Source organism: Natrialba hulunbeirensis JCM 10989, from assembly GCF_000337575.1.
GTDB lineage: Archaea > Halobacteriota > Halobacteria > Halobacteriales > Natrialbaceae > Natrialba > Natrialba hulunbeirensis.
The window spans coordinates 33947-46960 of sequence record NZ_AOIM01000021.1; the positions used below are offsets into that span (position 1 = coordinate 33947).

Genomic DNA, 13014 nt, shown 5'->3' on the forward strand with positions numbered 1-13014 from the left:
GTCGAAATCAGGCCGTGATTCGCTTCAGAGCCGGCGCTACGAGCCATTTTCAGGTACATCGTGAACGCGACTCCCAAGCAACTCTCCAGAGCCATACCCAATGACGATCCCATCCACTCTCTCCGCACGACGTCTCGCGATGGATATCGAACGCGGCGACCTTACGCCAACGGACGCCGTCGATGCGGTGTACGAACGAATCGAGCGGACAACCGAATCGATCAACGCGTTCGTCCACGTTCGTGAGGCGGACGCCCGTGCGGAAGCGAAAGCGGCGACGCAAGCGGTTCAATCCGGCGAGCCGCTCGGCCGTCTTCACGGCGTCCCAATTGCGCTGAAAGACCTGGATTCCACAATCGAGGGGATGCCCTGTACGTACGGTTCGGCCGTCTTTGCAGAGTCCGTCGCCGACGAGACGTCGGTGATCGTCCAGCGGTTGCTGGACGAGGGCGCGATCGTCGTCGGGTCGACGAACAGTCCCGAGTTCGGCCACGCTGCCGACACCTCGAATCCGCTGCACGGCACGACCACCAACCCCTTCGACCCCAGCAAGACTGCCGGCGGGTCCTCCGGCGGGAGTGCCGCTGCCGTCGCGGCTGGTATCGTTCCAATCGCTCTCGGTTCCGACGCCGCAGGTTCGATACGAATTCCTGCGAGCGCCTGTGGTGTGTACGGTCTCAAACCGACGGCGGGAATCGTTCCCGAGGCCTCGAGGCCGGACGCGCTCGAAGGGAGTGCACCGTTCATGGCTCTCGGCGGGCTCACGCGAACGGTCGCGGATACAGCACTGCTGCTCGAGATCATCGCTGGTGTTCATTCGCGCGATCCGGTCAGTATGCCACCCGATGGGAGTGCGTATCTCTCGGCCACGCGCCAGCCGATCGAGTCGCTCTCTGTCGCGTACAGTCCCGATTTCGGTCTCTTTGAGGTCGAACCCGCGGTCGAGGCGCAGGTGGACGAGGTGGCCGAGACGCTTCGCGAGGGCGGGGCAACAGTCGAGCGCGTCGACCCCGAGTTCCCCGTTTCGTTCGAGGACATGCGGGACGCCGAAACGCTGCTCTTCGAATCCACACTGGCGTCGATCGCCGAGACCCTCAAACAGAACGAGGAGATCGATCTCCTCGGTGAGCATCGCGAGTTGGTCACCCCGACGTTGGTCGACCTCCTCGAGAACGGCTCCGACCACAGCGCTGTCGCGTTCAAACAGGCTGATGTGGTTCGCACCCAGGTGTACGACGCGATCCAGGACGTGCTGGACGAGTACGGTCTCCTTCTCACGCCGACACTCGCGTGTCCGCCGTTCGAGGCTGGACAGGTTGGTCCGTCGTCGATAGACGGGACTCCCATCGATCCGTATCTGGACTGGGTCCTCACGTGGCCGTTGAACCTCAGTGGTCACCCTGCCGCCTCGGTGCCAGCCGGACTCTCCGAGAACGGACTGCCGATCGGTGCCCAGCTGATCGCTTCCCGGTTCGACGAGGAGACGATCCTGTCGGCCAGCGCGGCGATAGAGCGCCGCCAGCCGTGGCAGGACACCTATCCTTCCTGGTGATCGGCGGGTGCGTTTTTCATACGAGAGTCCCACGCTGTGACGGCGGGGTGTGTTGGGGTGGGGGTACTCACTCGAGTCCGTTTCTGCAGTGGGTGTTTCTCTGGGAGGTGGGTCGGTTGCGGCTCTGTGTGGTGGGGGTGTCCGTGGTTGGATTACTGGTAGCCGTTCGGACATACTCACAACATTATTGTTGTTTGGGTTGAATATAATATATAACTGGATGAATTTTAGTCGGAGAAAGTTCCTCGGAACGGCCGCTGCTGGACTTGTATCAAGTACTGCTGGGTGTACCTCGTCCCTCACTTCCGAAGATGTGGGATTAGTATATGTGTCAGTACTGAACCTGCATGAGGGACGTGTAGATGTAACAGTGACCATTCGTGCTGCCGAGTCAGAACCAGTAGCTGAAACGATACGGCTAGAGTCGAACCAACACGGGCAAGATGTGAACGAGACATCATACCCACCGTACCAAGCGTATATCCCTCCTATTTGGGAGGCGGAAGCAGCGTATTTCGAAGTGACGGGTGAACTCAGCGGAGTCAATGAACAGTTCTCTACGGTTGGTGAAGCAATCGAGGAAAGCAATTATCTCGGACTACACGGACACGTCCATCCTGACGGAGAGTCACTGATCTGGTCTATCGAACGGGTTGCTCCTGAAGACGTTTCTGAATATCAAGCGGCAACCGAACGTCTCACAGCTAACTCGAGTGACTGAGTGACGCGCAGACTCTCGTCAAGACGCTGGACTTCTAACTCAGCATCGAAGTGACAACGAGGGTCTGCTCCGTGACGCCACGTTCGGAGTGCGGTTGGTGTACAACGACTCTATCCGCTTCGTTAAACAAGGCGTGGACTGGGACGCGGCTTCCGGTCGAGAGGCCGGCGACGTTGACCTCGTGACGAACACGACATAGCGCGCCGTTGCGAAGGGCTCTGTGTGGTGGGGTATCCGTGGTTGGATTACTGGGGAGCTGTGCGGGCGGGGGTTGTAGTGTGGTCTAGTGTAGTGCTGTGTTGTGTTGTGTTGTGTTCTCCCGGTAGTAGCAGAGTGTGACGCGATGGATCCCGATTTTGTACGGTCCCAAAGGGACAGCGAACCCTCTTGCGCTCGCTCGAGAGGTCCCTTAGAAGGGTTCTACCACGACTACAATCACGGAGGATTCTCGAGTCCGTTTATGGCGTCCAACGAGTCGTTCTCGTAGGCGTGCCTCCAGGCCTTGAGTACTGCCCTGGAGACTGTTTCGACGTCTCGCACTTCGATACAGGTGTCTTCTACGTCGTCATCGTCATTCGATGCACGCGGTGGTGGATGATGGTGGCCGTCATCGTTGGGATCGGTGTAGCTGTGGAGGTGGACGCCCCATCGGAAGTCGTGGGACGAATCCGAGTAGTGGATATTGTAGTCGTCTTCAGTCGACCATCGCACGTCGAATCGACCAGTTGTGTGGTCACCGATCCCGTCGTCGAGGGTGATCGTGAGTTCACTGGGATCGATATAGTCGTCGAGTTCAGCTGTCGCCAGCGGTTCCTGCGTCTCGGCGATGTCGCGAACGTCGAGCAGGGATTTCCGATCGATCACTCCTCTGAGGCTGTGTGACTCATCAGTATCGTCGAACGATGCCATCTATGTCGTCACGGTTTTTCGGACGTTGTCTTCTGCCTGATCCAGCGCAAGGGCGACTTTTGCGAAGCTTAGATTCCGACGAGTGGTTTTCCATTGCTGGATCGTCTCCTCATTAGCGTCAGTCTCGGCCCAGGCGATGTCCGTTGGATCGTCGAGACCGGTCTCCCGTCGGTACGCCTCGATCTCAGCCTGCATTTCCTGTACCTTTGCGAGTAGCGTGTCCGAATCTGTGTTCTCGAGGATATCAGTGGCCTGCTCGAACGTAAGCGAGGCCCACGATCGAGCGTACAGCGTTGCTTTCGTCGTTGGGTCAGTCGCTGTTTCAACGAACCCATCTTCGGCAAGGTCTTCGAGGTGGGTTCGAGCCGTGTTTTCAGCAACGAGCGCACGCTCTGCGATCTCCCCCGCAGTCTGTCCGTCGTACGCCCGACTCACGACGGATTTTATTCGCTGAAAGGTGGTTGTCTCCTCCTTCCAGTCAGCTTCTGCTTCCTCGTTGACGTTCCTCATCGGTCGTCCACTCCTACACCGCGGAGATATATTAACCCGTGGACCAGCATATTGAGATGGTGAGTAGCGTGGCGGTCTGGGAACTCGGTGTCGGGGTGTTTGCACCTCCCTTCAACGGACTCACCCTCGGTACCGGTTCCATACTGGAGGATGCACGCCCTTGATGGGAACTGGATCAACGTAGCTGAAGCCATTGGCAAACAAGTCGCTACAAGCACTGAGAGGGTGATTTCCGCATAGACCAACTAAAACCACTCCGCGTTATCCTTCAGCCGTAACTAAACACGTTCCTCGTTCGAAAGGCTAGTTATATACGCCCGCCCCTCATAGAATAAGACGAGCGCAGAGGTGCTGCGTGGAGCCTGTGTGACCATGGCCCGCAAGCCCGGCGGTGCAAACCAATGGGCGTTGACGACGGACGTGGGCACAGGAACTGCACCTGTTTCCTACATTTCAGCGAGCTTCGCTGCCAGCTCGTCGTACCCCTGTCGCTCTGCATATCCCACAACAGCATTCACTGAGCGATCTGTCGGAAACGGTTCTCCACCGCCCATATAGCCTTCGAACCAGCAGTTCACTCTCGTTCTAACGGTCTCTGCGCGATATTGTTGGATGGGCTCGACCGTGACTGACTCTGATGCAGTAACCACCGAGTTATACGCAGGACCCCAGTAGTAGCTGAGTGCCTCTTTGGTGACTGGTGTCTCTGGCGTTATCTCCGAGCAGTGGCGCGGATGATCAATCTCGTGTGCAAGCCAGGTTGCGCACAGATCGGCCAACAGTGAAGACGGGTAGTAGAGTTCTGATTGGATACACGTCGCAACTGGTGGTACGTCATCTGAAATCCCCGCTATTGCGTTCCCGAATCTCTCTGCTTTCTGTTCGTCGCCATCAAGAATGACAAGCGTATCCGTTAGATCAAGTTGGTTTACAAGCGTGGCAGACTGCACAGCTTCGACACGCTCTGGGCCGGAGTTATCTCCACCGAGGTGGACAGTCGACCGTAGCCGCTCAGCATTCGTCTGAACCACTTCCTCGAAGAAGCTAGTCGAATTCCGATATTCGAGATCGTGCGACTTGTCTCGGAACGGGTAAAACGGATAGTCCTCAGCAGCCGAGTAGATGCTACTGAGGATCTCGAGTTCCTCACTCCGCTCTGCATGAACAGCTACGGTAACGGTGATACCATCGACGGTGCTTGCGTCAATTGCAACGGACCGGGTATAACGCGACTCTTCAGCACGAAACGGACGCACGAGAGTATTCTATTTTCGAGAAATAACTCCGAAATATTGAGGTTTCCGTTTGCGAGACGAGACATCAACTGCGTACTCTCGGTCGACGTAGACGACGTATTCGCGGCCGAATGCGTCCTTCTTCAGTGAGACGAATACTCGAAACGTGGGTGGGACGATTCTGTCGGCTAGCGCGTCGATAGAGTTGCTGTCCGTGACAGGAATCTCTCGTCTCTGTCACTCGATCTCGGAGCGTGTCTTGGGGACTCGAGTACCGAGCCGAGACGTGGGCGGTATGTTGGGATTCGTCGAATACGTTTCTGCAGCGGGTCGTGTTTCACTGGGTGGACTTGGGTTTGGTCGTGGCTCTGTGTGGTGTGAGTGTCCGTGGTTGGACTACCGGGGGGTCTGTGTAAACTCTTCAAAGGAGTTGTTCGCAAGATGATGTAGAATGTCCTGCATCGCCTGGTACCGGAAGATTCGCTCCTTCGGAAACAGGAAATCGAAGAGGACTTTCGACGCTTGTATGTTCTGCAATTATTTGCATATCATGGAAAGACTTCGGGGGTCACAGACGTCACGCCGGAATTGTGTGCGACGATTGCCAACCGAATGCAGGACAACGGCATCGACGTCCCCCCGAGGAGACAAAGCCAAAAAATTACAGCTTCCGCCCCCAACTCCGCACGAAAATCTACAGTTGATCCACAAGAAAAGGGGTTCTAAAGTCCCGTGTTTATCTCATATGAGTTTTAGTCGATCATCATCCGGTTCATATGCTTGTCCCCCCATTAACAAATCCATTATCACGTCATCTATTTCATCACGTGTTAATTCCTTATCGAACATTTCTGCAGATTTATATATTGCGGTCCTCGGAACGCCAGATTGATACTGGCTTTCAAGCATATCTGTAAGAGAATAGATGTAGTCTTTATCATCCTCATACTCTCTAGGAGGTTCTAATGCATCAATCTCTTCAATTTCTCGCTTTGTTATGTATTCATATATTTCAGTAATTGTTGACGCAACGATCATTAGCGTTTGTCGCGCTTCATGAAGATCGGGAGATTCATCTGGGTGATTTACTTCATTCCGTTTCTCTTTTAAATAATAGAGGTTAGTCAGTACGGGTGGCAAATCGCTGAGTTGGGTTAATACAGTATCATTCTTTTTCTCGTCTTCTGCAAACTCTTGCATTAACATATCTAAGATTTGTCCCCACGCTGCCTGTTCTAATGATTCATTTTCATACTCATACCATTCTCTAAGACAATGTTCTACTGCTCGTAGGGAAAGTATAACAGAAGAAGTGGAACAACCAACGACCAAAGTCTTCGCTGCTTCCTCAATGTCTGCTTTAGGTCTCTCATCAAGCCAATTCCAGACTCCTGAAGAAAATATTCGCTCTGGTTCCTCAATTAGAACCTGTTGGTTCAATAATCCGGGATCAGCGGTAGGTATCATCTGCTGACGCTTTATATCTGCTAAAACCATATTCCACCATGTACCAGACTTTCTTTCAAGTTCCGTTGCATCATCTTCATCGAGACTATCCACAGGTTCATATTTTGACTCGACTTTCGTTCTAAAATCAGATATCTGTGCGATTACTGCACTATCAACATCGCTTGTTCGTAGAGCCTGTATTACCTCTGCTAATGCTCCAAGAATTCGATTACTTTCTGAATCCCCTATTTCATAATCATGCTGGGCGGCTCTCCTAAGATACTCCAATCTGCTACCTAAGACAAAAGAATCTGCTAACGTCAAATACTCCGAGTCAGAAGTACTGGTGAATTCTACGCCTCCGTACTCAGAATTCTGGGACATTCTTCAATTGGATTCATTAGTTGGCACACAGAAAATGATTTCCACTCCTATTTCGATAGACAGGTATGAGTAACATTAGATAATTGCTATTATGTGGCACTGCTCCGAATTTGATGGAGAAATCGTCTAACAGCAGTGGAAGGATCAAACACCTTTCAGAGTTCCATCCAAAACAGATAACTGTTTAAATACTTATCTATGAGTATGAAGCAATCAAAACCGTTCATTTCCATCGTTTTCTTCTTGGTAGTTATTCTAGCATCTATACCACTTCTACTCATATTATTACCGATGATCTTTTTGCTATGGATTACGGGTCAGGTGAGTAAGATTGGGAGGTTCAATGTTGGGCGATATTTTGGGGGTAAGTTGGATAAAATTCAGTTTAAGGAACTGAGAGACGATCTTGTAGAGATGGCTTCAAATGATGCGGTAAAGTGGGATGTGGTGGGGGTAGATCAAGAACTCAAGGAAATAAAATCAGAGGGAAAACAGCGACATGAATACGGAGAGTTGCTTTTCACCTCTATAGTTGGTATTTTAGCCATATTTTCTGGTTCAATGAACATCCCAATATTAGGTGGCTCCTTTCATGGCTGGGGAATCGAATCGCTCTTGCTGCTGCTACCAATCTTCGTTTTAATCAGAGTCGCTTTGTTGGACCGAGTAGCCTATACAGGGGCTGATGAAGTGAAAACAGGAGATTTGGAAGTCGCTGTGAAATGGCAGGAGATGGTTTGCTATATACCGTTTTCAATACCATTCCTTCTCGCGATGGGTCTAATTAGAGGAGTTTTCGGCGATAGTAGATACGAAGTTGCTATGGATATAGTATCAGAGTCCGAATCTTGGAGAGATAACGTTGAGCTATTAAAAACAGAATTCTCTAAAAGAGTTTAGAGAACATCACCGCTTGGGACTGCACGTCGACAAAATCAGTTTCCCGAATATGCACACGAACACCGATCTGTCGTGTGTATATTTAGAACAATGTTGTATACTCATTGAGAGTGCCGATTTTAGTCAACTCTCCTTCTAATATGGGTTGTTTTACGACTGGTATCTTTGATATGAACGCTCCGTGTTCACGAGCGACTATTTTGTCTTTGAGAGCCGACACAGCAGATTCGGTTGATCACACCAATTATGGCAGGAACGAGAACGCAAATTCACCGCAAATCGCGTTGCATAAGCTACTTCTGCGATCAGTGACCGTTCGCCGACTCGTCTAACTCACTGGCGTCAAGTTCTCCCTCAAGATACTGCTCACCGAGATCTGTGATTGCATAATAGCCGTCGTCAACCTGCTTTGCTAAGCCATAGTCGGTAAGCACTGACAACCGCCGACTGACGCCAGTTCGGTGTCGATCAATGTTTCTCGCGATGGTTGACGGACCTAACTCCAACCCGGTATTGAGGACCTCTAGAATCCGTTCGTCTGTCGGATTCTGCATCCAATCGCCGGGTTTTCTCATTACCCAATCCTTTCTCGCTTCCTTCTTACGTGGTTCGGAATTCTCGATATGGTGTACAATATCGGAGACCTAGATCTATAATATCGTAGAAGAATTTAAGTGATGGCCCGACAACTAGTTGGCTAACGGGAGTTTCAAGCGAGACTACTACTCTGCTGGTCTCGTCCTAAAATGCGGTTCGGTGGTAGTGACACCGGCCCGCAGCGGCTCCCGTAATCACGGTACGGAAGCCATGTCCGACAAGCATCCACGGGACCTTGAAGGTCCCGACCGACGAGACGCATCACTCGAGTACCCATCCCATTCCACCCCCTCGTTCGCGGGTGATCACCATGCCTAGGGTCGCCCCCGAGTTGACTGCCGCCGACCGCACCGCGACCGCGATCGGCGTCGACCTCGGCGAGTACAACCTCTACACCGCCTGCCCGGCCACGATGCCGGACTGGAAGGGAGCCTACGCAATCTGCGGCGACGACCTTTGCACCCAATTAGACGAGCTCCGCGCACAGGTCGCCCACCTGCTCGGTAGCGAGTACGACCGCGAGACGATCACCGCGTACGTCGAGCAACGCCGCACCGCCCTTCTCAACCGCCTCGACGACGCCGCGCGAACCATCTGCGACTACGCGAGCGCGTACGACCGGCCCGTGCTGGTCACCGAGAACAGCCACTTCGAGCCCGACCTCTGGGCGTGGCTGACCGATCCCAACGCCCACCGTGGCACGGCGTGGCTCCTCCCGGCGGCGCAGCTCCGACTCCGAGCCGTCGCCGCCGCGTACGCCATCGAGGTGACGACTGTGCCGGTGTCCTACTCCTCCCAGGAGTGTCACGCCTGCGGCGTCATCGGTGAGCGCGCCCAGAGCCCCTCGTTTCGCTGCACGAACCCCGACTGTGCCGTCGGCGTTGTCTCCGCGGATCACAACGCCGCGAAGGTCCTCGCACAGCGGTACTACCCCGGCCAGCGCTGTGCCTACCGCCCGTCGAACTCGGCCACGACAGGCACGGACACCGCTCCAGCGCCCGTCGCTGACGGCGGCTCGCCGCAGAAGAACGCCTGACCCGCCGAGTGCCGATGACCGAACTGGGTCACCGCCACCGACTCACGCCGCACGCACGCGTCGATCGTCTCCGCTCCGGTGGCCCGCACAGTCGGCACGTCCGCTGTCTCGCCTTCCAACTGCCCACTGACACACCCCACGATCACCATGAGCACCCACTCCGAGCACACCACTCCCAACACCACCCCAGACGAATCGACTTCCCACTCACTCGCCGCCGCACTCGAGTCCCTCCGAAATCGACTCGAGACACTCGAGTCCACCCTCGACCAGAAAACCGACCGGATCGAGCACCTCGAGCGGGAACTCGACCGTGTCCGGACGGAAAACGAACGCCTCGAGAGCCGTGTCACCGAACTCGAGGAGACACGAACTCCCATCGAGCCGATCGAGGCCCGACTGGACGCCCACGAAAAGAAACTCGCGGCGAACAAAGCGCGCGTCAGCGAACTCCAGACGCGCGAACTCGAGAAGGGTGCCCACCTGCTCGAGATCCACGTCGATCTCAGTGCGATCGACGTCACCGACGGTCGTCTCGAGCGGATCACCAAGGACGATGGCAAGCAGTACGTCCGCCTGCCCGAGAGCGATGACCCACTCGAGCGCGGTGGCGACGTCGCCGTCGCCCACGGCGATCTGCTCCCGGTGCAGCAACTCGCGAGGATGGACGACGAGATGCGGCGTGCAACCACGTCTGCCCTCCCCGTCCGGCTCGCAGCGAACCTCTGGAAGGCTCGCACCGATCCGAGCGTCGGCGACAACCCGTGGAAACAGGGGTGCAAGAACGTCCGCGAGTACGTCACGGCGAGCGATATGAAACACTGGATTCGCAGGCAGGAGTCGGGGATCAGCGACACGTACGCGAAGAAACTCGTCTCGCGAACGATCGACGCGCTGCTCGATCTCTCGCGGAACCGGCTGGCGATCAGGCGCACCAGTCAGCGAAAGAACGGACTCGAGTACACCGAACGTCGCGTCCTGCTGCCGGCGGATGCGGCGATTCCAGGTGAGCGGCTGTGATGATCGAGACGCCGCGATACCGCGTAGCTGTGATGGTCGGGACGCTGCGATGACACGTGGCCGCAACGACCGAGAGAGCCCAATAACACGTGACTGTGACAACCGGAACGGCCCGGTGACACGTGGCGTCGACGGCTGAAACTGTCGACGGCAGTCGCACACTGCCCTGCGAGGGGATCCGACACTCCAGGCGGTACAGGAATCCAGCGCGATGTGGCTGTAAGCACGTCCGGCTACTCGTGAGTCTGTCGCTCGATCGGTCGTCGACGGTCCGCATCGATCGACGGCTCGGGAGCGGTCACTGAAGACGTCAGGTGTCTCCGGGAACGTCCAGCCAGAGGGACAGCTAGCAGTGAGTGTCCGCTGGGGTTTCTTCATTGCCGCTCGGGTACCTCACGCAGCGCTGCGTCAGTGCCCCGCTAGATGCCAGGAATACGCCAGGGCCACGGCTTCGTCCATCCCGTCCGTGCGCCGATAGCGAGTGTTCGAACCGGTCCAGTCCAGTACGTGCTGGCTGCGTCCGTTGACCCCGATCCCTAGTCGGACTTGGACGCAACCCGTGTCTCAGTTTCACCCTGCGTTTCGGACGCGGGGCCTTCCCCTGACTCTGATGCCGGCCGAACCGCGAACGGACGCATCATATCGTAGTCCTCGTGCTCGACCATGTGGCAGTGCCACATGTACGTCCCCGTCTGGTCGTTGAACACCCCTTCGTACTCCCCGAAGTGCACGAGGATGTGGACCACCTCTGCCGGATGGACGGTTATCACGTCGTTCCATCCCTGCTCGTACGCCTTGGGGGACTCGAGTGCATCGAGATCGATCTCGTCCTCGGTCGACTGGTACTCCCCGAGTGGCTGCCGGCCGAGCAACTGGAAGTGGACGAGGTGGAGGTGCATCGGGTGGGACATATCCGTGAGATTGGCGAAGCTCCAGAGTTCGGTGTCACCGACCGTCGGTTCCTCGGTCACCGGATCGTCGACCGCGAGCCCGGACTGTTCGTCCTCGGTGCCGAGGAGGTGGACCATCCGCCCGTGCTCGTCCTTGTCCGCCGTGAGGGTGAGATACCGTTTCGTGTCGACGTCCTCGAGTGAGATTTCGGGGACGCGAGCCAGTTCGTTCGGCACGGCCTCTATTGCCCCGTCTGTTTCGGTCTCGATCGCCTCACTCGCCCCGTTCGCGGTGTCTTCAGCGTCCGTAGTGCCCGAACCACCCGAACCGCCCGAACCGTCTGCAGCGTCCGTAGCGTCCGAAACGTCTGCAGTGCCCACAGCGCCCGAACCGTCCGCAACGTCGACGAGCAGAATCTCGTGGAGCGGGACGATGTCGTCGTCGGTCGAACTCAGATTCCCTCGGTACAGCGCGGGCGCGTCGTTGTGAAGCAGCAGCGTCTCGCCCGCGTACTCGGAGAAGTCGACGACGACGTCGGCGCGCTGTCCGGACCCAATCTCGAGTCGGTCGTCGACGGGAACCGGTTCTGCGAGCAGTCCGCCGTCGTTTCCGATCTGGACGACCGACGGCCCCTCGCTGCCGGTCTCGCCCGTCGATTCGTCGTACTCGAGTAGCGTGAGGTTGTAGTACCGACTGTTCGATCCGTTCAGGAGCCGGAACCGGTAGGATGTGGGCTCGACGGAGAGGCGCGGCCAGGCCTTGCCGTTGACGACGGGAGTGTCGCCGTAGAACTCCGGCACGATGCTCGGCTCCGGATGGGAATCCCCGTGCCCGCTCTGTTCGTCCGCGATAGCCGCCGGATAGAATAGGGAGCCGTCGTCGGTGACGCTCCGGTCCTGGAGGACGAGCGGAACCTCGTATTCGTCCCGGGGTAACTCGAGTGCGTCTTCCTCGTCGCTTCGGAGGAGGTAGAAGCCGGCGAGGCCGGCGTAGACGTTGAGCCGGGTGATGCCGAGTGCGTGGTCGTGGTACCAGAGCGTTGCGGCTGGCTGGTCGTTGACGTAGTGGTAGTCCTTCTGCTCGAATTCGGGGCCGGTCGCCGCGAAGTCGCGCGTGTACCACGCCTGCGATTTGCCGTCGCTTTCTGACTCGATGTTCCCGCCGTGGAGGTGGGTTACGGTGCGGACGCCGGGCGTTTCGTACGGGATGATATCGCTGTGGATCGTCGTGTCGACGGTGAGCAGGTGCTCGTCGGGGAGCTTGTTCTGCCAGCGGACGTAGATCGGCTCGCCCTGTCGGGCTTCGATCGTCGGCCCGGGGAACTGGCCGTCGTAGCCCCAGACCGTCGTTGGAGGGAGGTCGCGGTGAAGCTGTTGCTCGATTTCCGTCATCTCGATCTCGTAGTAGGGCTGGCCGTCTTTCTCGCCGGTTGGGTCGACGACGCCCGGCCGTGGGACCTCGTCCACCCAGCGCTCGAGCGCAGGCGAGGAGTGTGTTGTCACCGTGGCTGCCGGCGGTACCTCTTGCTCCAGTGTCGGTGTCTCGTCCGACGTACACCCTGCGAGCGCCGAGACGCCCGCGACGCCGGTAGCGAGGACGACCTCGCGCCGTGAGAGCCTGCCGAGTGGCAGGTCTGCCTGGTCACTCATAGACAAGTGCTGCTATGGAGGGGTCGAAGATGCACCACCGGCCGATTCCTACGGAGTCGGAATCAGAGCAAGCAATTCCACCGTTACAGTCCTATGAGTGCCATAGACGCCGAATACCCCCGTTCATGTTCGCTCACCGACCTGGGTCGGAAGGTCCCTGG

General features: G+C 56.6%; 10 protein-coding genes. 4 read left to right on the forward strand and 6 right to left on the reverse strand.

Translation table 11 applies throughout. From position 1 onward, the window contains the following. Positions 1-100: 100 nt before the first annotated feature. Complete coding sequence (locus C483_RS08175) at positions 101-1552, forward strand: amidase (protein WP_049912505.1); 1452 nt, start codon at positions 101-103, stop codon at positions 1550-1552. Positions 1553-2708: 1156 nt separating this feature from the next. On the opposite strand, the gene C483_RS08180 is transcribed toward C483_RS08175, so the two are convergent. From C483_RS08180 to C483_RS19930, 4 genes are all read right to left on the reverse strand, one after another. After that, positions 2709-3182 carry a hypothetical protein gene (locus C483_RS08180; RefSeq protein WP_006652885.1) on the reverse strand — a complete coding sequence of 158 codons (474 nt, stop codon included), beginning with the start codon at positions 3180-3182 and terminating at the stop codon, positions 2709-2711. Beyond that, positions 3183-3692: a winged helix-turn-helix domain-containing protein gene (locus C483_RS08185; protein WP_006652886.1), complete on the reverse strand. Its 510-nt coding sequence runs from the start codon at positions 3690-3692 to the stop codon at positions 3183-3185. Positions 3693-4138: 446 nt separating this feature from the next. Beyond that, positions 4139-4948 carry a hypothetical protein gene (locus C483_RS08190; RefSeq protein ID WP_006652887.1) on the reverse strand — a complete coding sequence of 270 codons (810 nt, stop codon included), beginning with the start codon at positions 4946-4948 and terminating at the stop codon, positions 4139-4141. 720 nt (positions 4949-5668) lie between these two features. Then, complete coding sequence (locus tag C483_RS19930; protein ID WP_152419855.1) at positions 5669-6760, reverse strand: hypothetical protein; 1092 nt, start codon at positions 6758-6760, stop codon at positions 5669-5671. Positions 6761-7081: 321 nt separating this feature from the next. Between C483_RS19930 and C483_RS08200 the strand changes: the two genes are divergently transcribed. Beyond that, positions 7082-7660: a hypothetical protein gene (locus tag C483_RS08200; RefSeq protein WP_152419856.1), complete on the forward strand. Its 579-nt coding sequence runs from the start codon at positions 7082-7084 to the stop codon at positions 7658-7660. A 305-nt stretch (positions 7661-7965) separates the two neighbouring features. Here the strand turns inward: C483_RS08200 and C483_RS20830 are convergent, their stop codons facing one another. Further along, positions 7966-8235 (reverse strand): winged helix-turn-helix domain-containing protein, encoded by a 270-nt coding sequence (locus C483_RS20830; RefSeq protein WP_006652890.1) that lies wholly within the window; start codon positions 8233-8235, stop codon positions 7966-7968. A gap of 332 nt (positions 8236-8567) precedes the next feature. Between C483_RS20830 and C483_RS08210 the strand changes: the two genes are divergently transcribed. Together C483_RS08210 and C483_RS08215 are read left to right on the forward strand one after the other, a co-directional pair. After that, positions 8568-9293: a zinc ribbon domain-containing protein gene (locus C483_RS08210; RefSeq protein ID WP_152419857.1), complete on the forward strand. Its 726-nt coding sequence runs from the start codon at positions 8568-8570 to the stop codon at positions 9291-9293. A 147-nt stretch (positions 9294-9440) separates the two neighbouring features. Then, positions 9441-10313, forward strand: a complete 873-nt coding sequence (locus C483_RS08215) for a hypothetical protein (RefSeq protein ID WP_006652892.1) — start codon at positions 9441-9443, stop codon at positions 10311-10313. 536 nt (positions 10314-10849) lie between these two features. Here the strand turns inward: C483_RS08215 and C483_RS08220 are convergent. Further along, complete coding sequence (locus tag C483_RS08220) at positions 10850-12853, reverse strand: multicopper oxidase family protein (RefSeq protein ID WP_006652893.1); 2004 nt, start codon at positions 12851-12853, stop codon at positions 10850-10852. Positions 12854-13014 lie beyond the last annotated feature (161 nt).